The sequence below is a fragment of the Streptomyces sp. NPDC097617 genome (assembly GCF_044761485.1).
Lineage (GTDB): Bacteria > Actinomycetota > Actinomycetes > Streptomycetales > Streptomycetaceae > Streptomyces.
Window position 1 is genome coordinate 26664 of sequence record NZ_JBIWCL010000039.1, and the last position, 23759, is coordinate 50422.

Genomic DNA, 23759 nt, shown 5'->3' on the forward strand with positions numbered 1-23759 from the left:
TGGATCCGGGCCCCTGGCGCCTGGCCCCCGGATCTACTGGAAGCGGAGGAACCGCGGCGGTACGGCGTCCACCAGCCACACCCCGTTGGCGCTGACCCGGAAGACGTGTCCGGCCGCCCGCATCGCCCCGGCGTCCACGCCGAGCACGACGGGCCGGCCGCGTCGGGCGCCGACCCGGGTGGCCGTCTCCCGGTCGGGGGACAGGTGCACGTGGTGGCGGGCCATCGGGCGCAGGCCTTCGGCGCGGATCGGGTCCAGGGCCGCGGCGACGGTGCCGTGGTAGAGGTACGCGGGCGGTTCGGCCTCCGGAAGGTCCAGGTCCACGGCGACGGTGTGCCCCTGGTTGGCCCGGATCCGGGTGCCGTCGACGGCGAACCGCTGCTTGTCGTTCGCGGCGACGACATGGTCGAGCTCGGCCCGGCTGACGTGGAAGCCGTGGGCGGCGGCCGCGCGCAGGAGATCGTCGATCTCCACCCAGCCATGGGGATCGAGCACCAGTCCGATCCGTTCCGGCTGGTGTCGCAGGTGTTTCGAGACGTACTTCGACACCTTCACGGTGCGTCTTTCATCCATGGCTCCAGCGTGCCCGGTCGGGTGGCCCCGCGGCAGGCATTTTTCCGGGGCGAGCGGTGGTGGACGCCCTCTATCGCTATTCCAAGATGCGGAATATATTTTCCACTGCCGCTTCTGTTCAGAGGGAGAAACCATGACAGCCCAACCCTCACTGTCACGCCGCGCCGCTGCCGAGCTGGTCGGTACCGCCGGCCTGCTCGTGGTCGTGATCGGCTCCGGGCTCAAGGCCGCCGAGCTCAGCCGTGACACCGGCGTCGCCCTCATCGCCAACTCGCTCGCCTCGGCCATCGGCCTCGGGCTGATCATCACCCTCTTCGGACCGCTGTCCGGAGCCCACCTCAACCCGGTGGTCACCCTCACCTCCTGGTGGTCCCGGCGGACCGGCGGCGAGGGCCTGGGCGGACGCGAGGCGCTCGTCTACACCGCGGCCCAGAGCGCCGGGGCCATCGGGGGCGCCCTCCTCGCGGAAGTCATGTTCGGCCGGACGCCGGGCACCTTCGCCACGCAGGTGCGCGACGGCGGTCACCTGCTCATCGGCGAGGTGGTCGCCACCGCCGGTCTCGTCCTGCTGATCCAGGGTCTCGGCCGCACAGGCCGTCCCCGGCTCGTCCCGGCGGCGGTCGCGGCGTACATCGCGGCCGCGATCTGGTTCACCTCCTCCGGCTCCTTCGCGAACCCGGCCGGCACGCTCGGGCGCAGCTTCAGCGACTCCTTCACCGGCATAGCCCCGGAGTCGCTGCCCGGATTCGTCGGCGCCCAGCTGGTCGGCGGGATCCTCGGGCTGGCCCTGGCCGCCCTGCTGTACGGGACCGGGCCCGGCGGCGGCCGGACCACGAAGTCAGTGCCGACGTCGGCGGCGGTTCCGGTTCCGGTCGAGACCGTCGTTCCGGCGGCCCTGCCGGAGACCGGACCGGCGGACGGAGTGGGTCCCGCCAAGGCGGCGTACGAGACCGTCGGGTGAGACGAGGTCTCAGTTGCCCACAGGAAAAGGGGAGTTGTCCACAGGTATTTGGGAGGGTTTTGACGGCAAAACACATGATCCAGCGTGTGGAACCTGTGGACTAATCCCGACCCGCCGTCATCACCGCTCCCGGCGTCGCGCCCGCTCCCGCCGGCGTCACCGATCGCCCCGGCGCGCCAGATCGTTCATGGTGCGGGCCTGGAGCTCCCGCTCCGTCGCGGCCCGGACGAACTCCGCCACATGGTCGGCGCCCACCAGCTCCTGCACCGCCCGTACGGTCGCGGCCGGCAGCGCCACCGGGGAGGGCCCCGTCGGTCCCGGTGAGCCCGCCGCCCCCAGGTGTCGCTGCAGGTGCCGGGTCGCGAAGAGCCGCATCGCCCGAGCCAGCTCCGCGTCCACCGTCTGCTGGGCCAGCGGCCGCAGCCGCCGGACCATCGTCGCCGCCTCCGCCGCGTCCGCGTCCGTCGGTGGCACCTGCCCCAGGTAGCGCGCGAACACGTGCTCGGTGGTGAACTCCAGGAACCGCGAGGCGATGTGCTCCACCTGTCCCCGCAGCTCCCGCAGGTGCCCGGTGATCGCAGGCAGCGGCACCCCGGCCGCGTACAGCTCGGCGGCCACCGCCAGCTCCTGCGGGGAGGGCACGAGGAACCGGTCCGGGCGCCCCGGGATCCGCTCCAGCACCCCGAGGTCGCAGGCCTCGTCCACCGCGTCGTCGTCCGGTCGGCCGCCGAACCGTTCGTTCAGCTCCTCCCGGCTGATCCGGGCCGCCTCCTCATCCGTCCACGGCCCGTGCACCTCGGCGACCAGCCCGAGTACGCCGCCCAGACCGCGCCCGGCGTCCCAGGCCTCCAGCAGCTCCTTGATGGAGGCCAGGGTGTAGCCGCGGTCCAGCAGGTCCGCGATCTGGCGCAGCCGCGCCAGATGCGTGTCCCGGTAGACGTTGGAACGGCCCCTTCGCTCCGGCTTCGGCAGCAGACCACGGTCCTGGTACGCCCGGATCGTGCGTACCGTCGCCCCACTGTGGTGCGCCAGATCCTCGATCCGGTACTCGGCTACTGCCTGATCGGTCAATCTCGGCTCCCTACGACATTGTGGCTCGGCCGACCGCGCCCGCCGCGGCCCGGGCGGCGGGTGATGCCGCAAGGTACTCGACCGCCCTGCGCAGCGAGCCCTCCTGCGAGGGATGGTACGACCGCCGGAAGTAGCGGGGTATGGCCGTGCCGAGCTCTCTCCATGTGGGCAGCAGGCCCTTGGCCACCGCGCGGTTGTGCGCGTGGAGCGAGTAGCGCGGCCGGCCGGCCGGTTCGGGGTCGTTGCGTATGAGGTACGAGGCTCCCCACACCCACAGCCAGGCCAGTACGGGCGCGACCACGACCATCCCCTCGACACGCCGCGCGTAGCGGGGCAGACCGGCTCCCCCGCAGTGCTGGTACATGTCGAAGGCGACGGAGCGGTGCTCCACCTCCTCCGCGCCGTGCCAGCGCAGCAGATCCAGCATGATCTCGTCGGCCCCGGCCCGGTCGAGCCCCTCGGCGCGCAGCACCCAGTCCCCGAGGACCGCCGTGAACTGCTCGATCGCGGCGACCACGGCCAGCCGGAAGCGCAGCCACTCCCGGTCCGTGAGGGGTACCCCGAACGGCGGCGTCTCCCCGAGCAGCTTCTCGAAGAGGAAGTCCACGTGCCGTGTGTACGCCTGAGTCGGCAGCCGCTGCTCGGCGAGATGGTCCAGTACGTAGGAGTGCTGCACGCTGTGCGTGGCCTCCTGGCCCATGAACCCCTTGACGTCGGCGCGCAGCTCGGGATCGGTGACCAGTGGCAGGCCTTCCTTGAGGACTTTCACGAACCACCGCTCCCCGGCGGGCAGCAGCAGGTGCAGCACGTTGATGACGTGAGTGGCGGTGGGCTCGTCCGGTATCCAGTGCAGCGGGGTGGTCTTCCAGTCGAAGTCCACCCGCCGCGGGTTGATCGGGTGCGGCCCGGGCGGGCGCTGCCCGCCGACCCGGTCCGCGGTCCCGCTCACAGTTTCGGCTCCAGCCTCGCGATGCGCCGCAGCGCCCGCGGGGCGAAGCGGGACATCCACAGGGCCCCCTTGGACTCCGGAGTCACGGGGACGACCGCCTCGTTGCGCACCACGGCTCGCAGGATCGCGTCGGCGACCTTCTCCGGCGGGAAGTTGCGCAGCCCGTACAGCCGAGAGGAGCGTTCCTGGCGGCGCTTCTCCTCGGCCTTGTCCACTCCGGCGAAGCGCGAGGTGGAGGTGATGTTGGTGTTGACGATGCCGGGGCAGATCGCGGAGACGCCGATCGACTTGGAGGCCAGCTCGGCGCGCAGGCATTCCGACAGCATCAGCACCGCCGCCTTCGAGGTGCTGTAGGCGGGCAGGGTCCTGGAGGGCAGGTAGGCGGCGGCGGAGGCGGTGTTGACGATGTGCCCGCCCTGTCCGCGTTCGGCCATCTGCTTACCGAAGATCCGGCAGCCGTGGATGACGCCCCACAGATTGACGTCCAGGACCTTTTTCCAGTCCTCGGCAGTGGTGTCGAGGAAGGCTCCGGACAGGCCGATCCCGGCGTTGTTGACCAGGACGTCGACGATTCCGTACTCGGCGGCGACCTTCGCCGCGAGCTTCTCCATCGCCTGCTCGTCGCTGACGTCCACGCACTCGCCCCAGGCATCGGCCGCGCCGACGAGGCGGGCCATGTCGGCCGTGCGCGAAGCGCCTTCGGCGTCGCGGTCGACGGCCACCACCCGGGCCCCGGCCTCGGCGAAGGCGAAGGCGGTGGCCCGGCCGATTCCGCTGGCCGCGCCGGTGACCAGGACCAACTGGCCCCCGAAGCGGTCGGCGTACCTGCCCGGGGCCTTCTGCTCCGGCGCCCGCGTCGCGGGCTCCTCCCGGTCGTTGACGAAGTCGGTGATCCAGGCGGCCAGCTGGTCGGGGCGGGTCCGCGGCACCCAGTGCTTGGCGGGCAGGGTCCGCCGCAGCAGGTCCGGCGCCCACTGCTCCAGACCGTCGTGGAGCCGCTCGGACAGGAAGGCGTCCCCGGTCGGGGTGATCAGCTGCACCGGGACGTGGGCGTACGCGTCGGGGCGAGGCCGGCGCAGTCGTGGTCGCACGTTGTCGCGGTACAGCCAGGCGCCGTGCGCCGCGTCCGAGGGCAGCGAGGCCGTCGGATAGGCACCGGCCGGAACCTTCTCCATGCGCTGGAGCATGGCGGGCCACCGCTTGCCGAGCGGCCCGCGCCAGGCGAGCTCCGGCAGCACGGGGGTGTGCAGCATGTAGACGTACCAGGACTTGGCGCCCTGGCCGAGGAGCTGCGCCGCCGCACGCGGGGTGGGCCGCGTCATCCGCTTCTTGATCCAGTGTCCGAAGTGGTCGAGGGAGGGCCCCGACATCGAGGTGAAGGAGGCGATCCGGCCCTCGGTGCGGGCGACCGTCGCGAACTCCCAGCCCTGTACGGAACCCCAGTCGTGGCCGACCAGGTGTACCGGCCGGTCCGGGCTGACCGCGTCCGCCACCGCCAGGAAGTCGTCGGTCAGCTTCTCCAGGGTGAAACCGCCCCGCAGCGGCTGCGGCGCGGTGGAGCGCCCGTGGCCGCGTACGTCGTAGAGCACCACGTGGAAGTGCGTGGCGAGGCGCTCGGCGACCTCGGACCAGACCTCCTTGCTGTCCGGGTACCCGTGCACCAGCACCACCGTCGGCCGGTCCGTCTCACCGAGCTCGACGACGCACAGCTCGACCCCACCGGTGCTCACCCGGCGCTCGCGCGCACCCGCCAGGCCCGCCGCTCCTGCTTCGCTCATGGCGCTCATGCTGCCTTCTCCTCGGCCCAGCGCCGCACGTGCGGCAGATCGTCGTCCAGCCAGAACGCGCTCTCCTCGGGGTCCCGGGAGTCGGTGACGACCAGGATCTCCTCGAACTTCGCGCCGGTGCCACGGAACCCGAGGTGCGGTTCCACCGCCCACAGGCCGGGCTGCGGCGGATGGTCGGAGAAGTGGTAGGGGCTCCACAGCGGGGACCAGCCCTCACGGTGACCGTGCAGGACGTCACCGGCCAGCCCCTTGAGGGACTGGGTGCCGAATCCGAACGCGGTAGGCGACCAGCGCCGCTCCTTGACCCGGTCGATCTTGTGCGCGATCACGCCGAAGGGATAGGCCCGGTGCCGGTTGGCGTACCCCTGCCGGGTCATCAGCCGTTCGACGTTCTCGTAGATCTCGCGCAGCGAGCGGCCCTCGCGCACCTGCTCCAGGATCAGCACGCGGTGCGCCTGGAGGTCGGACATGAGCCGGTCCTGCACCGGGTTGAGCCCGAGGCTGCCCGAATACCCGATGTCGGCCGAGTAGCCCTTGTAAACCGGTGCCATGTCGAGGATGAAGGGCATCCCCGGCTCCAGCTTCCGGTTGGTCGGGAAGAACTGCAGCGGGATCCTGAAGTTCGCGAAGGCGGTGCGGTCCCCGAACCAGGCGAAGGGCAGGTGGAACCAGTCCCGGACGCCGCGCTCCCGCAGCCACTCTCGCTGCATGCGCGCGGCCTCGCGCTCGGTCACTCCGGGCCGCAGCTGGGCCGCGACGGCCTCGGCGCACTCGTACGAGAGGCGCTGCACCTCTCTGAACCCGCTGAGGTCGCCGGCGGGTCGTGCGGAGCGTGGTCGCGCGGTGCGTTGCTTGGTGTCCCCAGCCATGTCAGCCCGTCCATCCGTGTAGCCGTACGCGCACGTAAGTTGACACTGATGAATGTGACAATGACTGGAGATCACGTCAAGGGTCGTGCACGGACCTGTGGACAAAGTTGTCGGGTCCACATCAGCCTCCAGTACGGGCATGTACGCCTGAAGGCTGAGACGGGATCCAGCTCCAGGTCTGACGTTTCACGAGAGCCGCGCCACTAACGTCGAAGCCGTGACTGTCATCGCGACCGAAAGCCTGAGCAAGCGGTACCCCCGAGTGACCGCCCTCGACCGGCTCTCCCTGGACATCGGGCCTGGTGTAACCGGCCTCGTTGGTGCCAACGGAGCCGGCAAGTCCACGCTGATCAAGATTCTGCTGGGACTGTCCCCCGCCACCGAGGGCAGCGCCGCCGTGCTCGGCCTCGACGTCCGCACGCATGGCGGCGCCATCCGTGAACGCGTCGGATACATGCCCGAGCACGACTGCCTGCCACCCGACGTCTCGGCCACCGAGTTCGTCGTCCACATGGCGCGCATGTCCGGGCTGCCGCCCACGGCGGCCCGCGAGCGCACCGCCGACACCCTGCGCCACGTCGGGCTGTACGAGGAGCGCTACCGCCCCATCGGCGGCTACTCCACCGGCATGAAGCAGCGCGTCAAGCTCGCGCAGGCCCTCGTCCACGACCCGCAGCTGGTGCTCCTCGACGAGCCGACCAACGGCCTGGACCCGGTCGGCCGCGACGAGATGCTCGGCCTGATCCGCCGCGTCTACACGGACTTCGGCATCTCCGTCCTGGTCACCTCCCACCTCCTCGGCGAGCTGGAGCGGACCTGCGACCACGTGGTGGTCGTCGACGGCGGCAAGCTGCTGCGCTCCAGCTCCACCAGCGACTTCACCCAGATCACCACAACCCTCGCGGTCGAGGTCACCGACTCCGACACCCACCCGGACGGCACCGCCGCCCTGCGCAAGGCACTCACCGAGGCCGGCGTCACCCTGCACATCGGAGAGGAGCAGGGCCTGCCCGGAGCCGGCCACATCCTCCTCGTCGAGGCCACGGGCGAGGAGACGTACGACACCGTCCGCGACACCGTCGCCGACCTGAGCATCGGCCTGGTCCGCATGGAACAGCGCCGGCACCACATCGCCGAGGTCTTCCGCGACAACGACCAGCCCTCGCCCACCGTCCAGCAGAAGGGAGCCGGTTCCGATGGCGCCTGACACCTCGACCCAGATCCACAACATCGGCTACCGGTCCTACGACGGACCCCGGCTCGGCCGCGCCTACGCCCGCAAGTCGCTGTTCTCGCAGTCCCTGCGCGGCGCCTTCGGACTCGGCCGCTCCGCCAAGTCCAAGGTCCTGCCGATGCTCCTCTTCGCGGTGATGTGCGTACCCGCGCTGATCATCGTCGCGGTCGCCATCGCGGTGCCCGGCTCCTCCGACCTGCCGATCAAGTACACGACGTACGCCCTGACCACCCAGGTGATCATCGGCCTCTTCCTCGCGTCGCAGGCCCCGCAGTCGGTCTCGCGCGACCTGCGCTTCAAGACGGTGCCGCTCTACTTCTCGCGGCCCATCGAACGCGTCGACTACGTCGTGGCCAAGTACGCGGCCATGGCCTCGGCCCTGTTCATCCTCACCGCGACCCCGCTGCTGATCATGTGGATCGGCTCGCTCCTGGCGAAGTTCGACTTCGGCCACCAGACACAAGGATTCGGGCAGGGACTCGTGTCCGTTCTGCTGCTGTCGTTGCTCTTCGCGGGACTCGGCCTGGTCATGGCCGCGCTCACCCCGCGCCGCGGGTTCGGCGTCGCCGCGATCATCGCGGTCCTCCTGATCCCGTTCGGTGCGGTGACCGCGGTCCAGGGGATCGCCTACAGCACCGGGAACACCGGAGCCATCGAGTGGATGGGCCTGTTCTCCCCGATCACCCTCATCGACGGCGTGCAGACCGCGTTCCTGAGCGCGACCTCCGCCTTCCCCGGCGGCGAGGGCCCCTCGGCCGGCACCGGCGTCGTCTACCTGCTCGTCGCCCTCGGCCTCATCGTCGGCTCCTACGCCGCCCTGATGGCCCGCTACCGGAAGGCCGGGCTGTGACCACCATCGACATCGACCACACCTCCCGCTGGTTCGGGAACGTCGTCGCCGTCAACGACGTGACCATGAGCATCGGCCCCGGTGTCACCGGGCTCCTGGGTCCCAACGGCGCCGGAAAGTCCACCCTCATCAACATGATGGGCGGTTTCCTCGCCCCCTCCACGGGCACCGTCACCCTCGACGGAACGCCGATCTGGCAGAACGAGCAGGTCTACAAGCAGATCGGTGTCGTGCCCGAGCGCGAGGCCATGTACGACTTCCTCACGGGCCGGGAGTTCGTCGTCGCCAACGCCGAACTCCACGGCCTCGACGACGCGGCCGCCCAGCGGGCGCTCGCCACTGTCGAGATGGAGTACGCCCAGGACCGCAAGATCTCCACGTACTCCAAGGGCATGCGCCAGCGCGTGAAGATGGCCTCGGCCCTCGTCCACGACCCGGCCGTCCTGCTCCTCGACGAGCCGTTCAACGGTATGGACCCGCGCCAGCGCATGCAGCTCATGGACCTGCTGCGGCGCATGGGCGACGAGGGACGTACCGTCCTGTTCTCCTCCCACATCCTGGAGGAGGTCGAGCAGCTCGCCTCGCACATCGAGGTGGTCGTGGCCGGCCGGCACGCCGCCTCCGGCGACTTCCGCAAGATCCGCCGCCTGATGACGGACCGCCCGCACCGCTACCTCATCCGCTCCTCCGACGACCGGGCGCTCGCCGCGGCCCTGATCGCCGACCCCTCCACCGCCGGCATCGAGGTCGACCTCAAGGAAGGCGCGCTGCGCATCCAGGCCGTCGACTTCGGCCGCTTCACCGAGCTGCTGCCCCGCGTCGCCCGGGCACACGGCATCCGGCTGCTGACGGTCTCGCCCTCCGACGAGTCCCTCGAGTCGGTCTTCTCCTACCTCGTCGCGGCCTGAAAGGAGCTGGCACCCATGTACGAACCCACCGTTGCCCGGCTCACCTACCGGGCCCTGCTCGGCCGGCGCCGCGCGCTGATCCTCTTCGCGCTGCCCGCCCTGCTGATCGTCATCGCCCTCGTCGTCCGTGCCTTCGTCGGCGTGGACGACAAGGTCGCGGCCGACCTCCTCGGGGGCTTCGCCCTCGCCACCATGGTTCCGCTGATCGGTGTCATCGCCGGCACCGGAGCCATCGGGCCCGAGATCGACGACGGCTCGATCGTCTACCTGCTCGCCAAGCCGGTGAAGCGCCCGACGATCATCATGACCAAGCTGATCGTGGCGATCGCCGTCACGATGGTCTTCTCCGCGATCCCCACCCTGATCGCCGGATTCATCCTCAACGGGAACGGCCAGCAGATCGCCGTCGCCTACACGATCGCCACTCTCGTGGCCTCGATCGCCTACAGCGCGCTGTTCCTGCTGCTCGGCACCGTCAGCCGGCACGCGGTCGTCTTCGGCCTGGTCTACGCCCTGATCTGGGAATCGCTCTTCGGCAGCCTGGTCGCCGGAGCCAAGACCCTCAGCGTCCAGCAGTGGGCCCTGTCCGTCGCCGAGAAGGTTGCCGGGAACGGATACGTCGACGCCACCGTCGGCCTGCCCACCGCCGTGATCCTGCTCTGCGCGGTCACCGTCGGAGCCACCGCATACGCGGGACAGAAGCTCCGCCGCCTCACCCTGGCCGGCGAGGAGTAAGCCCCGTCGCGGCACCGTGAATCTGTGCCCCGCCCGGCCCACCGGCCGGGCGGGGCACAGGTTTGCGCGGCATCATCGGTGCATGGTCGAGCACACCGAGCCGGAGCCGTCCAGGCCACTGCGGTCCTGGATACGCTCCTCGCCCGGAACGCACATCTGGCTGCTGATCATTGCCATCACCAGCATCATCGTCGCGATCGCGCCCGACCAGATCGACCGGGTCCTGCTGCACCGCAACAGCAGCAACATCACCCAGCTCGTGAAGTACCCCGTCCGGGCACTCGTCAGCAGCGCCTTCTGGATCGTGAACCCGGCCTCGCTCGCTCTCTACGCCGTGCTCTTCGAGCTGTTCCACGCTCCCGTCGAACGCTGGCTCGGCACCCTGCGCTGGCTCCTGATCGTCGCGACCGCCCATGTCGTCGCCACCCTGGTCAGCCAGAAGGTCCTGCTGACGGCCATCCAGGACCACCGGGCCCCGCACAGCATGACCCACGTCGTGGACATCGGCGTCAGCTACGGTCTCGCGGCCTCCATCGGCGTCCTCACCTACCGGATCCCCGGCCCCTGGAAATGGCTCTACCTGGCGGGCGCGCTCGCCTTCTTCGGGATCCCGCTGGTCACCGGCGGCACCTACACGGACCTCGGTCACGCCATCGCGCTCTCTGTCGGCCTGCTCTCCTGGCCCCTCACCCGCAACGCTGTTTCACGTGAAACATGACGAGCCACGGAGCCCCGAGGGCTCCTGGTGGGTGTCCTCCTCCGCTTTCGCGATGCCGTGCTCCCAGGCCCAGGCAGCGATGCCCACCCGGTTGCGGGCCCCCAGCTTGGCCTGGACGTTCGCGATGTGGGTCTTGGCCGTCCCCGCGCTGATGAACAGCTCCGCGCCGATCTCCGCGTTGGTCAGACCCCGCGCCACCCGCTGCACGATCTCCACCTCGCGCTCCGTCAGCGGATGCGCCGCGGGCGGGGCGACCGGACCCTCCTGCGTCAGCCGGCTCAGCAGCCGCACCGTGATCTGCGGGCTGATGAGTGTGTCCCCGGCCATCGCCGCCCGGACCCCCTCGATCAGCAGCGCCGGCCCGGACCGCTTCAGCAGGAAGCCGCAGGCGCCGTTGCGGAGCGCGGTGTGCACGTACTCGTCCAGGTCGAAGGTGGTCACCACCACCACGCGCGTCTGCGGCGAGAGCAGCCGGGTCACCTCCAGCCCGTCGAGCCGCGGCATCCGGATGTCCGCCAGCACCACGTCCGGCCTCAGCTCCCGGGCCAGCGCCACCGCGCTCTCCCCGTCCGCCGCCTCCCCCACCACGGTCATGTCCGGCTGCGAGTCGAGGATCAGCCGGAAGCCGCTGCGGATGTCCTTTTGGTCGTCGGCTATCAGGATGCGTGTGGTCACGCCGTCATGATCACCCGAGGGTGCGCCCGCGCGCCGGGAATACGGCGCAAACCCGCCATCCGCCGTCGGCGCTCGGCCCGGCCCGCAGGGTCCCGCCCGCTGCCTCCACCCTTCCGCGCAGGCCGGCCAGCCCGGTTCCGCCGCGCCTGCGCAGCCCCAGCAGTCCGTTCGCGCTGCGGGCCGGCGCGGAGTTGGCCACGCTCAGCTCGATCCCCTTCGCTGCCCTGTGCAGGCGCACCCGCACCACCGCCGCTCCGGGCGCGTGCCGGCGTACGTTCGTCAAGGCCTCCACCGCCACCCGGTACGCGGTGGTGTCCGCCTCCCGCGACAACGCCCGGACCGCCGCCGGATCGGCGTCCAGTACCCCGACCTCGAACCGCTCCACCAGGCCGGGCAGCTCCGAGGTCCCCGGGACCGAGACGGACCGCGCACCGGCGGCCTCCCGCAGTGCGTGCACCGTCCGGTCCATCGAGGCGAGCGCGCCGAGGCCCGCCGCCTCGATCCGTTCCAGCGCACGGACCGCCTGCTCAGGGTCCTTGTCCGCCACGAACCTGGCTGCCTGGGCCTGCACCACGATGGCGCTCACATCGTGGGCCACGAAGTCATGCAGATCCCGAGCCAGTTCCAGCTGTTGGTCGCGCCGGCCGTCCCGGACGGCTTGCCGCGTCCGGCTCGCCTGTCGGCGCAGATACCCTCCGGCGGCCAGGGCCCCGAGCGCCGGCAACGCCCAGAACGCCGCCGCCCCGCACACCTCCAGCCACGACGACTTCCCCCACATCAGAGGGAGTGGCCAGAGTGCGACGGCGGCCACGCCCAGCGAAGCGGCCACCGCTCCGGAGCGCACCGGAGACCAGCGGGCCACCAGAGCCAGCAGCGGCAGCAGGGGGCCCACCCAGAGCAGCAGCCACACCGCGGGCACCCCCAGGAACGCGGCGAGGAGCCCGCCGACGGCGGCCACAGTCAGCAACGGGGCATACACAGCACGCGTGTTCACGGTCATGAGGCCGACCCTACGAGGGTGCGAGGGGCCGGAGCATCTGCCATTCGGCAGAGCCGGCCGACGTGGCGCCGCCACGGGCCTGCTGATCGGCCGATGGTCCCGACAGGCCCGCCCGACCAGGCTTGAGGCATCACCGACCGTCTCATGCAAAGGACTTGGACCATGGACACGCTCACAGCCCCCGCCGCTGCCCCCGCCTCGGCCGATCCGCTGGGCCGCCCACGCGGCCGCCCTCACCCTCGCCCCCAGCGGCCTGTGGAGGGTGGCCATCGCAGTCGGCATACCCGTCGGCTGGGGAGTCGGCAGTGGACTGGAAGCCGAACTCTTCCCCGGCAAGTGGTCCTTCTACCTGGTGGCGCTCAGCCTCTTCGCCGAAGGCCTGGGCCTCCTCAGCCTCGGTCTCGTACAGCGCTGGGGCGAGGTCGTGCCGAGCTGGATCCCCTGGCTGCGCGGTCGCCGGATCCGGCCCCTCGCGACGGTCGTACCGGCTGCTCTCGGAGCCGTCGCGGTCACCCTGGTCACCGTCTTGGCCGCCTTCCACTGGAGCACGAGCATGGCGGCGCCGGGAGCGCCCACCGGGGCCGGCTGGTGGCCCCTCTGCTACGCCCCTCTGGTGCTCTGGGGCCCGCTCCTCGCAGTGGTGACCGTCGCCTACTGGCGCCGCCGCCGGATCCACGGCTGATGCACGGAAATTCGCTGGTAAGCGACCTGCGCCGGGTGCAGAGTGAGTGGTGCGGGGAGCAACAAAAGGTCCGGGGCAGCCACTTCGAGCGCGCCGTCCGGCGCGGGCTGCCTCGGACCTCTCCCCCGTCGTGCGCGCTACGCGGCGCCCAGCAGGCGCTCCAGCACCACCGCGATGCCGTCCTCCTCGTTGGAGGTCGTCACCTCGTCGGCCACGGCCTTGAGCTCCGCATGGGCATTGGCCATCGCCACCCCGTGCGCGGCCCAGCCGAACATCGGGACGTCGTTGGGCATGTCACCGAAGGCGATCGTCTCTGCCGCCTTGGCCCCCAGCCGGCGGGCGGCCAGGGACAGGCCCGTGGCCTTGGTGAGGCCCAGCGGCAGGATCTCGACGATGCCGGGACCCGCCATGACGATGTCGACCAGGCTGCCCACGGTCGCCCGGGCCACCTTGACGAGCGCGTCGTCGTCCAGCTCGGGGTGCTGGATGTAGAGCTTGTTCAGCGGAGCCGTCCAGAGCGCCTTGGTGTCGTCCAGGTATATGGCCGGAAGGCCTTCCTGCACCTGGTACCCGGGTCCGAACAGGACCTCTCCGTCCACCCCGTCCCGGCTGGCCGCCAGGGCCAGCGGACCGATCTCGGCCTCCAGCTTCGACAGCGCGAGACCGGCCAGCTGCCGGTCCAGCGTCACCGAGGTCAGGAGCCGGTGGGCACCCGCGTCGTAGACCTGGGCGCCCTGCCCGCAGACGGCGATCCCCTTGTAGCCGAGGTCGTCCAGTACGTGCCGGGTCCAGGGCACGGCGCGGCCGGTGACGATGATGTGCGCCGCGCCCGCCGCGGTGGCCGCGACGAGCGCTTCACGGGTGCGTTCCGAGACGGTGTCGTCGCCACGCAGCAGCGTGCCGTCGAGATCGGTCGCGACGAGTTTGTACGGGAACGGGGCCGGGCTCACTTGGCGATCGGCTCCAGGACCTCGCGGCCGCCGAGGTAGGGACGGAGCGCCTGGGGCACACGCACCGAACCGTCGGCCTGCTGGTGGTTCTCGAGGATCGCGACGATCGTGCGCGGTACGGCGCACAGCGTGCCGTTCAGCGTGGAAAGCGGCTGCGTCTTCTTGCCGTCGCGGTAGCGGATCGACAGACGGCGGGCCTGGAAGCTGTTGCAGTTCGAGGCCGAGGTCAGCTCGCGGTACTTGCCCTGGGTGGGGATCCACGCCTCGCAGTCGAACTTGCGGGAGGCGGAGGCGCCCAGGTCTCCGGTGGCCACGTCGATCACCTGGAACGGCAGCTCAAGGCTGGTCAGCCACTGCTTCTCCCATTCCAGGAGCCGCTGGTGCTCGGCCTCGGCCTCCTCCGGCGCGACGTACGAGAACATCTCGACCTTGTCGAACTGGTGGACGCGGAAGATGCCGCGGGTGTCCTTGCCGTAGGTACCGGCTTCACGGCGGAAGCACGGGGAGAAGCCGGCGTACCGCAGCGGCAGCTTGTCGCCGTCGATGATCTCGTCCATGTGGTACGCGGCGAGCGGGACCTCGGAGGTGCCGACCAGGTAGTAGTCGTCCTTCTCCAGGTGGTAGACGTTCTCGGCGGCCTGGCCGAGGAAGCCGGTGCCCTCCATGGCGCGCGGGCGGACCAGCGCGGGGGTCAGCATCGGGATGAAGCCGGCCTCGGTGGCCTGCGCGATGGCCGCGTTGACCAGCGCCAGCTCCAGCAGGGCGCCGACGCCCGTCAGGTAGTAGAAGCGCGAACCGGAGACCTTGGCGCCGCGCTCGACGTCGATGGCGCCCAGCAGCTCGCCGAGCTCCAGGTGGTCCTTGGGCTCGAAGCCCTCGGCGGCGAAGTCGCGGATGGCGCCGTGCGTCTCCAGGACGGTGAAGTCCTCCTCGCCACCGACCGGGACGTCCTCGTGGACGATGTTGCCGAGCTGGAGGAGAAACCGCTTGGCGGCTTCGTCGGCCTCGTTCTGCTCGGCCTCGGCCGCCTTGACGTCCTGCTTGAGCTGCTCGGCCTTCTTCAGCAGCTCGGCCCGCTCCTCCGGGGAGGCCTTGGGGATGAGCTTGCCGAGCGACTTCTGCTCATTGCGGAGGTCGTCGAAGCGCATGCCGGAGGACCTGCGGCGCTCGTCGGCGGAGAGGAGTGCGTCGACGAGTTCGACGTCCTCTCCACGGGCGCGCTGCGAGGCGCGGACACGGTCAGGGTCTTCACGGAGCAGCCGGAGGTCAATCACCCCTCCAGGCTACCGGGCTGGGGTTCCAGGGATCACACCGATATCACGCTGCGTGTCGCTATGTCCTAATTGCAACGAATGGATAAGTCTTGTCGACTGACCTGAAGTGGTCCTTCTCGGAGCGTCAATAAAAGCGGTCCCATTCCCCGAAAAGGGGCAGAATGTCGACGCTCGAGCGGGCGCTGAGCAGGGGTGGAGCGGGTTCTTGTCCACAGGAATTGCCGCGGGGCGGATCTTATCCACAGGCTGTGTGCTGCATCTGTGGACACAGGAATAGATCATTCCTGATCGGTGGGCGGCCTGGACGGATCGGTGCTCAAACCACCCTCACACACTCATTCGGGTGGGAATGGCTCGCCCCAAAGAGTTGATCGGCGATGCGGGGGTGACACCGTTCACCTCCCGCTCCCCAGAGCGAAACCTGAGCCACCCGGCCGATTTGTCGACCTTGTCAGGCTGTTCTGTCGACTTGTCCCCAGGTCCCCATCTCGGCCTGTGGATAACTCTGTGGACAAAGGGCGAGGCCCTACGCCCGCCCGTCGAGGCAACGCGCCAGCCAGTCGGAGGCGGCCGTGAAGTCACTGTCGGAGGTTCCGGCCCGAGGGGCGCGGACATCACTCTGAGCGACACCGGCGCGGGGGTAGGACCCGAGGAAGCGGACCTGGGGACAGGTCCGCTTGAGGCCCATGAGCGCCTCGCTGACCCGCCGGTCGGAAATGTGGCCCTCGGCGTCGACGGCGAAGCAGTAGTTGCCGATGCCCTGTCCGGTCGGACGGGACTGGATCAGCATCAGGTTCACCCCGCGGACCGCGAATTCCTGGAGGAGTTCCAGCAGCGCACCGGGGTGGTCGTCGCCGAGCCAGAGCACGACCGAGGTCTTGTCCGCGCCGGTCGGCGCGGCCGGCCGCGCGGGGCGACCCACCAGCACGAAGCGCGTCTCGGCGTTCTCCGCGTCGTGGATCTCGGTCACCAGCGGAACGAGCCCGTAGGTGGTGGCGGCGAACTCGCCCGCGAAGGCGGCATCGAAGCGGCCCTCCTGGACCAGCCGGGCGCCGTCGGCGTTCGAGGCGGCCGACTCCCACACGGCGTCGGGCAGGTTCGCCTTCAGCCAGTTGCGCACCTGCGGCTGGGCGACCGGGTGCCCCGTGACGGTCTTGACCTCCGAGAGGGCGGTCCCGGGCCGTACGAGCAGCGCGAAGGCGATGGGCAGCAGCACCTCCCGGTAGATCATCAGTGGTTCGCCCGAGGCCAGCTCGTCGAGGGTGGCGGTGACCCCGCCCTCCACCGAGTTCTCGATCGGGACCAGGGCAGCGGCCGCCTCGCCGTTGCGTACGGCGTCCAGGGCGGCCGGGACCGACACCATCGGGACGAGCTCCCGGGTCGCGGCTTCCGGCAGGGTGCGCAGGGCGGCCTCGGTGAAAGTGCCCTCGGGACCGAGATACGTGAAGCGGGTGGCTGACATGCGATCAGCCTAGTGCCGGGGTGCCGCCCACCGGGTTGCTGTTCATCCCTCGAGCAGCCGCTGCCCCACGTACTCGTCGCTGCGGGGGCCGGGCGGAACGGCGTACAGGCCGCTGGACTCGTGCCGGATGAACGCCGACAGCGCGTCGCCGCGGTCGAGCTTGCGCTGCACGGGTACGAATCCGCGCAGCGGGTCGGCCTGCCAGCAGACGAAAAGGAGCCCGGCGTCGGGAGCGCCGTCGGCGCCGATCCCGTCATGGAAGGAGAAGGGGCGCCGCAGCATGGCAGCCCCGCCGTTCTGTTCCGGGGCCGAGATCCTGGCGTGGGCGTCGGAGGGGATGACGGTCTTCCCATCCGCCCCGATCTTCTCGAGCGCCATCTCGGTGGTCTCGCCGCCGCCCGTCAGGGGGGCGCCGGTGGCCTTGGTACGGCCGATGACCCGCTCCTGCTGGTCAGGAGACTGCTTGTCCCAGTCGTCGAGGAGCATGCGGATGCGCCGGACCACGGCGTACGAGCCCCCGGCCATCCAGGCGTGCTCGGCGGGTCCGGGTCCCGCATCGGGGACGAAGATCCGCTTGTCGAAGTCGGGCTCCGAGGGCTTCGGATTGCCGGTGCCGTCGACCTGGCCCATGAGGTTGCGGGCGGTCATGGGGCTACCAGTGGCGCCGGGAGACCGGTTGAAGCCGTTCATCTGCCAGCGGACACGGGCCGCCTCCCCGGCGTCCTTCTGCAGGGCGCGCAGCGCATGAAAGGCGACGAGCCCGTCGTTGGCGCCGATCTGGACCCACAGGTCGCCGTTGCTGCGCCGCTCGTCGAGCCGGTCCGAGGAGAAGCCCGGCAGCGGGTCGAGGGCGGTGGGGCGACGGGCGGCCAGGCCGGTGCGCTCGAAGAAGGAGTGGCCGAAGCCGAAGGTGACGGTGAGGGAGGACGGACCGGCGTCGAGGGCGATCCCGCTGTCGGAGGTCGAGGCCGGCTCGCCCGCCATCAGCCGCCGAGCGGTTTCGGACCAGCGCCGCAGCAGGGCGGCGGCCTCCGTACGGCCCGCTCCGGCGGCGAGGTCGAAGGCGACAAGGTGCCCCTTGGCCTGCAGCGGGGTGGTGATGCCGGCCTGATGGTCCCCGTGGAAGGCGACCTGTGTGGCCCCGAGGGAGCTCAGGCTCCCGGCCGCGCCCGAGCCGGAGCCGCTCCCGGGGCCGGCGAGCGCAGAGTGTGCGAGGGCGCCGCCGGTGCCTCCGAGGGCGATCCCGACGGCGCCTGCGGCGCCGACGGTACCCAGCAGCCTGCGCCGGGAGATCTCGATGTCGGGGTTGGTCTCGGTCACGCTGGTCAGCCGATCTTCACGGTCTTCTGGACGGTGGTCTGGTCGATCTCGGAGGTACGCACGGTCACATCGATACGCCATTCACCCGCGAGCGGCAGCTGCACACCGGAGGCGGTCCAGTGCCCGGGTGCCGCCTGCTCGGGGACGAGCGGCAGGGGGCCGATGTCCTTGGCAGGGAGCGTGAAGGCGACCTTGATCTCGGGAAGGCCGAGGGGTGTGCCGTCCGGGGCGTCGGACCAGAGGTGCAGGGTGTTGGCGCCGACCCGTCCCGGGTCGAGTTCGAGCCGGACGGACCCCTTGCCGTTCGGGCCGCCGGTGTCGAAAGGCAGGGTGATCTTGACGGCGCGGTCGGGGACTGCGGTGGCGCTGGAGCCGCGGCTCGCCTCCTGCTCCACGGCCCGTCCGGGTTCGGTGCTGGTGAGCACTGTGGTGACGGCGAGCAGGATCACGGCGATGGCCGCCTCGGCGAGGACGGAGCGGCGCAGGCCGGCGCGGTCCGGATCGGCGTCCCGCACCTGCTTCACCCGGGCGTTCTGCCGGGCAGCCCGCTGCCGGGCGAGCTGGGCGGCACGCTGTGGGTCCGCAGGGACGGTCACGGCCTCTGTTTCACGTGAAACATCGGCGGCGTCGGAATCGCCGGAGCCGCCCCCCAGGGCTGTTTCACGTGAAACATCCTCCAAGTCCTGCCCGGCGGCTGCCGCGGGAGCATCGGCGAGCCGCGCCGTCCACTTGCGGGAGACGTAGGCGATGGCGAGGAGTACGGCCACCAGGGCGACTTTCAGGAGCAGCAGCTGCCCGTATTCGGTACCGGTGAGGGCCGACCAGCTGCCGAGCTGGCGCCAGGACTGGTAGATACCGGTGACGGCGAGTATCAGGACGCTGACGAAGGCGACCGTGGAGAAGCGCCGGACGGCCGCGCGCTCGATTCCCGGAACCTTGTGGAGGGCGACGAGCAGCGCGACGAGACCGCCGAGCCAGGTGGCGACGGCCATCAGGTGCAGGATGTCGGCGGGCATGGCTATCCCGGGCTGGATACCGGTGGAGGCATGCTCGGACAGGGCCCACGTGGCGGCGATGCCGCCGGCCACGACGGCGCCGCCCATGGCCAGCCCGAAGGTGAGGTCGCTGGTGTCGTCCGGCCTCCCGGCCTCTTCGGTTCCGTCGGACGCCTCGGTGTCGCCGGCCTCGTCGGTCCCCTGGGCCTGGGCGGCCCCGTCGGGCCCGGCGCTCGCCACGCGGCGCGCGTACACGCCGAAGAGGACGGCGACGAAGAGTGCGGCCGCACCCAGCAGGAGCAGCCGGGAGACCAGCGAGGCTCCCGTCTTGGTCTCCAGGACGGCCCTGAGCCCATTGAGGTCGAACACGTCGGAGAAGTTGCCGGACCCCGTGTACGGGGTCCGGAGCACCAGCATCGCGAGGGTGGCGGCGGTCAGGGTGACCCAGGCGCGCACGACCAGCTTCTGCAGCGGCCGCTCGGCGGCGCCCCGGCGCCAGCACAGCAGGATGAAGGCGGCCCCGCCCACGAGCACGGTGAAACCGACGTAGGAGAGGTAGCGGGCGATCCCGTAGGCGATCCCGACGGGTCCGCCGCCCGCCTGTGCGGCGGGCAGGGTGACGTCGGTGGCCGAGGGCGCCCCGATGGAGAAGGTGAAGGCGCCCGAGATGGGATGACTGTCGGCCGAGACGGCCTGCCAGGCGACGGTGTAGGTGCCGTCCGGCAGTCCGGCGTGCAGCGCGGTGCCGTACCGGACGGTGTTCCCGCTGCACATGTCGCGCAGCTCGCCGGTGTCCACGCGCTTGCCCTGGGGGTCCAGGACGCGGATGGAGTCGTCACCCATCGCGACCTGCTCCGAGAAGGAGAGCGTGACCTGGGCGGGGGCCGTGGCGACCACCGCCCCGTCCTTGGGGTCGCTCGCGGTGAGTGCGGCGTGCGCCGTGGCCGGGGAGGCCGCGGTGAACAGGGTTGCCAGCAGAGCCGCGAGGACCAGCGCGAGCCGTGGCAGGAGTGCCGTGGCACGGGCGCGGGCCGTGGAGGGGGCGGGGGCGGTGGCCGTCATGGCGTGTCAGTTCCTCGGTCCGTCAGTGGCCGTTGACGGCCGTAGAGGTCGGAGCCTGCGCGGTGTACGTCCGGTCCTTCACGTCCAGCTCGACCTTGACCGTGCCGGCCTTCTCGAAGCGGAGCTCGACGGTGACCTTGTCCCCGACCTTGGGAGTGTTCTTGAGCCCCATGAACATGATGTGGTTCCCGCCGCGCTCCAGCCGGAGCTCCCCGTTCGCCGGCACGTCCATCGACTGGACCTGCTGCATCTTCTGGTCCTTCGTCTCGTGGATCTGGAGATCGTCGGAGAGCGGGGACGTGGCGCCGGTGAGCTTGTCGGCGGCCCCGGAGCCGTTCTTGATGACCAGGAACCCGCCGGCCATCTTGTCGTTCACGGGCTGGGGCATGAAGGCGCCGCTGACGGTCATCTTCGGCTCGGAGTCGCCGGAGCAGCCGGATATGGCGAGGGCTGCCGTCAGGGAGAGAGCGACGGCGAGGGTGCGGGTGGTGCGGGCGTTCACGGGTTCTCTCCCTTGACGAGCTTCGGCAGGTCCTTGGTGTAGTCATCGACGGTGGTGCCCTCGCCGTAGAGGACGTAGCCCTCGTCCGTCTTGGGCGAGAACGCGATGACCTGGGCGCCGTGCATGGAGACCACGTCGCCGTTGGCCACCGTCTTGGCGGCCTCGATACCGATGCCGAGCGTGCGTGCGGCGGCCTGGATGGTCGCGAAGTCCCCGGTGAGTCCGATGAAGGACGGGTCCTGCCCCTTGAGCCACGCGCCGAGGGATTCGGGAGTGTCCCGCTCGGGGTCCGTGGTGACGAAGACGACCCGCAGGTTGTCCTGGTCGGCCTTGGGGAGTGCCTTCTTGGCCACGGCGATGTTGCTCATCGTCAGCGGGCACACGTCGGGGCAGTTGGTGTAGCCGAAGTAGATGAGCGTCGGCTTCCCCTTGGTCTGCTCGCGCAGGTTCCAGGGGTTGCCGGTGGTGTCCGTGAGGACGAGCTCGGGCTTGCCGAAGGGGCGGTCCAGCACGGTCGCGGCCTTGGTGTTGCTCTGGCCGCCCGCGATCTGGGTGACCCCGCTGGGCTTAGCGGTTTCACCGCCGCAGGCGGTGAGGGTGAGTGCGGCCGCCGCGAGCAGAGCGGCGACCGTCACACGTGTGGTGCGCATGGAGAAATGTCCCTGGGATCGGGGGTGCTACGGATATCGGAGTGACGCGCCCCTGGGGCGCGGCAGTCAGGCGGAGCGGCGGCGCGAGGCGATGCCGAAGGCGACACCGCCGAGTCCGACGACGATGCCGGCGATGCCGAGAACGCGTGCGGTGGTGTCGGAGCCGTTCTCGGAGGCGGCCTTGTCGTGGCCGTGCGCGGCGTCCTTGTCGGCGTTCTTCGCCTCGTCGGCCTTGGCGCCGTCGTGGTGGTCGTCGCCCTTGGGGGCGGTCAGCTTCAGGACGGGCGCGGGGCTCTGCGGCTCCGCGGCGCCCTCCTTGGCCTCCTCGATCCAGCGGACGACCTCGCCGTTGTCGTAGGTCTGGATGGACTTGAAGACCAGCTGGTCGGCGCTCTCCGGCAGCTTGCCCACGGAGAGCGGGAACTGCTGGAACTTCCCGGGCTCGATCTTGCCGCCGGTCCAGGTCACCTTGGTGACGGCCTCGTTGATCTGCTTGCCGTGGACCGTCAGCGGCTTGTCGAGCTTGCTCTTCTCGACCGTCACGGTCCAGCCGGGAACGTCCTGCGGCATGACGGAGGTGAGCGGCTGGTCGATCGGGAAGTTGACCTCCAGCTGCGTGGTCGACGCGTTGTCCCGCTCGTTGGGGACCTTGAAGTTGATCGTCGCGTAGCCGCCCTTGGGGGCCTCGCCGACGGGCTGCACGCCGACGTGCGCGAAGGCGGTGCCCGAGAGGACGAGGACGGAACCGGCGGCGATGGCGGCGGCGATGGAGACGCGAGAGGTCTTCATGGCAGGAACACTCCACGGAAGCAGTGGTGGCGGAGGCTCCGCGCACGGGCGCGCGCGGAGTTCGCGGCACCGGTACTCCCGCTCTGTGTCCGGGAAGGAGGGTGCCGCGTCAGGCTGCGAGGGCGAGCGCCTCGGGCGGGCCGCGCCGGATCACCGTGTGCTGGAGTGCTTCCCGGCCGGTCGGGACAACGGGGTCGGACCCGGTCCGCGCCTGCGGGGTACGGGCGGACGCCCCCGGGAGCCCGGCGCCGAGGGCGCGTACGAAGGCCAGCGCGGCGCGCAGCGGCCGGATCGGGGCCGCTTCGGCCGAGCGCCGGGACAGTTCGACGAGTCGGAAGAGCGCGGCGTCGCCCCGGCCGAGCAGCCAGCCCGCGGCGAGTGCGGCCAGCAGGTGACCGGCCAGCATGGCCGGGCTGAACAGCCCGGTCGCGGGCGCGGTGGTGAAGACCTGAGCCACATGCGCGTGCGCCCCGTGGCCCTGCGCCACGATCTGCGCGACCTGCCCGCTCTGTCCCGCCTGCTCGGCGAGGGCGGCCGGGTCCAGGCCCGCGGCCTCCAGGATCTGCCGGGCGTCGGCCGGGCTGAGCGGTACGGAGTTGCCCCCGCAGACCAGCTTGGCGGCGAGTTCAGCGAGCGTGACGTCGGCGGTGCCGGCCGGTGCCTGCGCGGCCGCGGCGCTGTGCTGGCCGAGGCCGAACAGCGCGTGCAGGCTGAGCTGTCCGGCGGTGAGCCCGGCGGCGATGCCGGGCAGAGTCCGCCGGCGGCCCGCGAGCGGGGCCGCGACCGCGAAGACGGCGAGGAAGCCGAGGCTGAGGGACCACCAGGGCACGGTGGCGCAGGACGCCAGGGCGTGCCCGGTCGCGGACAGCACGACACAGACCGCGGTGAACACCGCGGCCCGGATCAGCCGGAGGCCCGCTCCGGCGTGCGTCGCGTGGGGGTCAGACATGGCCGGGTCATCATCGCACTGCCCCTGCGCCCCTCATACGGCAGGTCCGGAAGGTCCGCATGAGTCCTCTCTGCGAGGACCATCCGGGTCCGCCGCGTACACCGCTCCCCGGGAGAGTCACATCGGCCGATCGGGCGTATTGAGGTCTCGGACGGTCGCAGGGCGCTTACGCCCCCTCGCGGGCGGCAATACGTAACCGTATGAGCATCTGGTGGTCTCTCCACTTGAGGCGCGAAGCCGCGAGCGTGCCGCTCGCCCGGCGACTGCTGCTGGGGACTATGGAGACCGCGGGGGTGGATCCGGACATCTCCTTCGATCTCTCGGTGGCGCTGAGTGAGGCGTGTGCGAACGCGGTGGAGCACGGCGGGGGCGGCGAAATCCCGAACGATGCCGAGGCGTACCACGTCACGGCCTATCTGGACGGGGACCGCTGCCGCATCGAGGTGACCGACTCCGGTCCGGGGTTCCCGCCCACGACGGTGGCCCGCCGTAGACCCTCCCTGGCCGAACACGGCCGGGGTCTGCACCTGATCGCCGAGCTCGCCGACCACGTCCGCTTCCGCAACCGGCCGGGCCGGGGCGCGGTGGTGAGCTTCGACAAGATGCTGAAGTGGCGCGACGGCGCGCTCCTGAAGGTCTCGTAGAAACGCCGGTGGGCGGGAACCCCGTAAGGGATCCCGCCCACCGGTACGAGACGCTCGGGCGTCAGCCCTTCAGGTCGGCCATCCAGGCCTCGATGTCGCTGGAGGTGCGGGGGAGTGCGGCGGAGAGGTTGTGGTTGCCGTCTTGGGTGA

At 70.7% G+C, this 23759-nt stretch carries 24 protein-coding genes; 8 read left to right on the forward strand and 16 right to left on the reverse strand.

The genetic code is table 11. From position 1 onward, the window contains the following. Positions 1 to 33: 33 nt before the first annotated feature. Positions 34 to 573 carry an RNA 2'-phosphotransferase gene (locus ACIQZO_RS37855; RefSeq protein WP_403635591.1) on the reverse strand — a complete coding sequence of 180 codons (540 nt, stop codon included), beginning with the start codon at positions 571 to 573 and terminating at the stop codon, positions 34 to 36. A 133-nt stretch (positions 574 to 706) separates the two neighbouring features. On the opposite strand from ACIQZO_RS37855, the gene ACIQZO_RS37860 reads away from it, so the two are divergent. Next, positions 707 to 1534 (forward strand): aquaporin, encoded by an 828-nt coding sequence (locus ACIQZO_RS37860; RefSeq protein WP_403635593.1) that lies wholly within the window; start codon positions 707 to 709, stop codon positions 1532 to 1534. 156 nt (positions 1535 to 1690) lie between these two features. On the opposite strand, the gene ACIQZO_RS37865 is transcribed toward ACIQZO_RS37860, so the two are convergent. Genes ACIQZO_RS37865 through ACIQZO_RS37880 form a run of 4 tightly spaced genes read right to left on the reverse strand, consistent with a single transcriptional unit; the run spans position 1691 to position 6210 of the window. Further along, the gene (locus ACIQZO_RS37865) at positions 1691 to 2605 is read right to left on the reverse strand and encodes a MerR family transcriptional regulator (RefSeq protein WP_403635595.1); all 915 of its coding nucleotides are present in this window, start codon (positions 2603 to 2605) and stop codon (positions 1691 to 1693) included. A 10-nt stretch (positions 2606 to 2615) separates the two neighbouring features. After that, the gene (locus ACIQZO_RS37870) at positions 2616 to 3554 is read right to left on the reverse strand and encodes a metal-dependent hydrolase (RefSeq protein ID WP_403635596.1); all 939 of its coding nucleotides are present in this window, start codon (positions 3552 to 3554) and stop codon (positions 2616 to 2618) included. Further along, positions 3551 to 5332, reverse strand: coding sequence for an SDR family oxidoreductase (locus ACIQZO_RS37875; RefSeq protein WP_403635633.1), 1782 nt, complete (start codon positions 5330 to 5332; stop codon positions 3551 to 3553). Before ACIQZO_RS37875 ends, ACIQZO_RS37870 begins: the two co-directional genes overlap by 4 nt. A 5-nt stretch (positions 5333 to 5337) precedes the next feature. Next, positions 5338 to 6210, reverse strand: coding sequence for a M24 family metallopeptidase (locus ACIQZO_RS37880; RefSeq protein WP_403635597.1), 873 nt, complete (start codon positions 6208 to 6210; stop codon positions 5338 to 5340). 217 nt (positions 6211 to 6427) lie between these two features. On the opposite strand from ACIQZO_RS37880, the gene ACIQZO_RS37885 reads away from it, so the two are divergent. From ACIQZO_RS37885 to ACIQZO_RS37905, 5 genes are all read left to right on the forward strand, one after another. Next, the gene (locus ACIQZO_RS37885; RefSeq protein ID WP_403635599.1) at positions 6428 to 7417 is read left to right on the forward strand and encodes an ABC transporter ATP-binding protein; all 990 of its coding nucleotides are present in this window, start codon (positions 6428 to 6430) and stop codon (positions 7415 to 7417) included. After that, entirely contained in the window at positions 7407 to 8294 is an 888-nt protein-coding gene (locus ACIQZO_RS37890) for an ABC transporter permease (RefSeq protein ID WP_403635601.1), read from the forward strand. Before ACIQZO_RS37885 ends, ACIQZO_RS37890 begins: the two co-directional genes overlap by 11 nt. Further along, complete coding sequence (locus tag ACIQZO_RS37895) at positions 8291 to 9202, forward strand: ABC transporter ATP-binding protein (protein WP_403635602.1); 912 nt, start codon at positions 8291 to 8293, stop codon at positions 9200 to 9202. The genes ACIQZO_RS37890 and ACIQZO_RS37895 overlap by 4 nt, the downstream gene beginning before the upstream one ends. Before the next feature lie 15 nt (positions 9203 to 9217). After that, a complete protein-coding gene (locus tag ACIQZO_RS37900; RefSeq protein ID WP_403635604.1) occupies positions 9218 to 9937 on the forward strand; it encodes an ABC transporter permease in 720 nt (239 codons plus the stop codon). Positions 9938 to 10019: 82 nt separating this feature from the next. Further along, a complete protein-coding gene (locus tag ACIQZO_RS37905; RefSeq protein WP_403635606.1) occupies positions 10020 to 10655 on the forward strand; it encodes a rhomboid-like protein in 636 nt (211 codons plus the stop codon). On the opposite strand, the gene ACIQZO_RS37910 is transcribed toward ACIQZO_RS37905, so the two are convergent. Both ACIQZO_RS37910 and ACIQZO_RS37915 read right to left on the reverse strand, forming a co-directional pair. After that, complete coding sequence (locus ACIQZO_RS37910) at positions 10641 to 11330, reverse strand: response regulator (RefSeq protein WP_403635608.1); 690 nt, start codon at positions 11328 to 11330, stop codon at positions 10641 to 10643. The two genes, ACIQZO_RS37905 and ACIQZO_RS37910, sit on opposite strands and share 15 nt — an antisense overlap. Positions 11331 to 11340: 10 nt before the next feature. Next, a complete protein-coding gene (locus tag ACIQZO_RS37915; RefSeq protein ID WP_403635610.1) occupies positions 11341 to 12330 on the reverse strand; it encodes a sensor histidine kinase in 990 nt (329 codons plus the stop codon). A gap of 262 nt (positions 12331 to 12592) precedes the next feature. On the opposite strand from ACIQZO_RS37915, the gene ACIQZO_RS37920 reads away from it, so the two are divergent. Next, positions 12593 to 13012, forward strand: coding sequence for a hypothetical protein (locus tag ACIQZO_RS37920; protein WP_403635612.1), 420 nt, complete (start codon positions 12593 to 12595; stop codon positions 13010 to 13012). A gap of 137 nt (positions 13013 to 13149) precedes the next feature. Here the strand turns inward: ACIQZO_RS37920 and ACIQZO_RS37925 are convergent, their stop codons facing one another. From ACIQZO_RS37925 to ACIQZO_RS37965, 9 genes are all read right to left on the reverse strand, one after another. Next, positions 13150 to 13962: an HAD family hydrolase gene (locus ACIQZO_RS37925; RefSeq protein ID WP_403635613.1), complete on the reverse strand. Its 813-nt coding sequence runs from the start codon at positions 13960 to 13962 to the stop codon at positions 13150 to 13152. After that, positions 13959 to 15236 (reverse strand): serine--tRNA ligase, encoded by a 1278-nt coding sequence (serS, locus tag ACIQZO_RS37930; RefSeq protein WP_403635614.1) that lies wholly within the window; start codon positions 15234 to 15236, stop codon positions 13959 to 13961. The genes ACIQZO_RS37925 and serS overlap by 4 nt, the downstream gene beginning before the upstream one ends. Before the next feature lie 526 nt (positions 15237 to 15762). After that, the gene (gene pheA / locus ACIQZO_RS37935; protein ID WP_403635616.1) at positions 15763 to 16698 is read right to left on the reverse strand and encodes a prephenate dehydratase; all 936 of its coding nucleotides are present in this window, start codon (positions 16696 to 16698) and stop codon (positions 15763 to 15765) included. 42 nt (positions 16699 to 16740) lie between these two features. Continuing rightward, entirely contained in the window at positions 16741 to 18099 is a 1359-nt protein-coding gene (efeB, locus tag ACIQZO_RS37940) for an iron uptake transporter deferrochelatase/peroxidase subunit (protein ID WP_403635618.1), read from the reverse strand. Then, complete coding sequence (locus ACIQZO_RS37945; RefSeq protein WP_403635620.1) at positions 18024 to 20075, reverse strand: copper resistance CopC/CopD family protein; 2052 nt, start codon at positions 20073 to 20075, stop codon at positions 18024 to 18026. The genes efeB and ACIQZO_RS37945 overlap by 76 nt, the downstream gene beginning before the upstream one ends. A gap of 22 nt (positions 20076 to 20097) precedes the next feature. Further along, positions 20098 to 20577, reverse strand: a complete 480-nt coding sequence (locus ACIQZO_RS37950; protein ID WP_403635622.1) for a copper chaperone PCu(A)C — start codon at positions 20575 to 20577, stop codon at positions 20098 to 20100. Continuing rightward, positions 20574 to 21227, reverse strand: a complete 654-nt coding sequence (locus ACIQZO_RS37955; RefSeq protein WP_403635624.1) for an SCO family protein — start codon at positions 21225 to 21227, stop codon at positions 20574 to 20576. Before ACIQZO_RS37955 ends, ACIQZO_RS37950 begins: the two co-directional genes overlap by 4 nt. A gap of 66 nt (positions 21228 to 21293) precedes the next feature. Then, positions 21294 to 22016 (reverse strand): YcnI family protein, encoded by a 723-nt coding sequence (locus ACIQZO_RS37960; protein ID WP_403635626.1) that lies wholly within the window; start codon positions 22014 to 22016, stop codon positions 21294 to 21296. Between the two features lie 109 nt (positions 22017 to 22125). Continuing rightward, positions 22126 to 22965, reverse strand: coding sequence for a hypothetical protein (locus ACIQZO_RS37965; RefSeq protein WP_403635628.1), 840 nt, complete (start codon positions 22963 to 22965; stop codon positions 22126 to 22128). Between the two features lie 200 nt (positions 22966 to 23165). Between ACIQZO_RS37965 and ACIQZO_RS37970 the strand changes: the two genes are divergently transcribed. Then, positions 23166 to 23609 carry an ATP-binding protein gene (locus ACIQZO_RS37970; protein ID WP_403635629.1) on the forward strand — a complete coding sequence of 148 codons (444 nt, stop codon included), beginning with the start codon at positions 23166 to 23168 and terminating at the stop codon, positions 23607 to 23609. Positions 23610 to 23759: the final 150 nt, after the last annotated feature.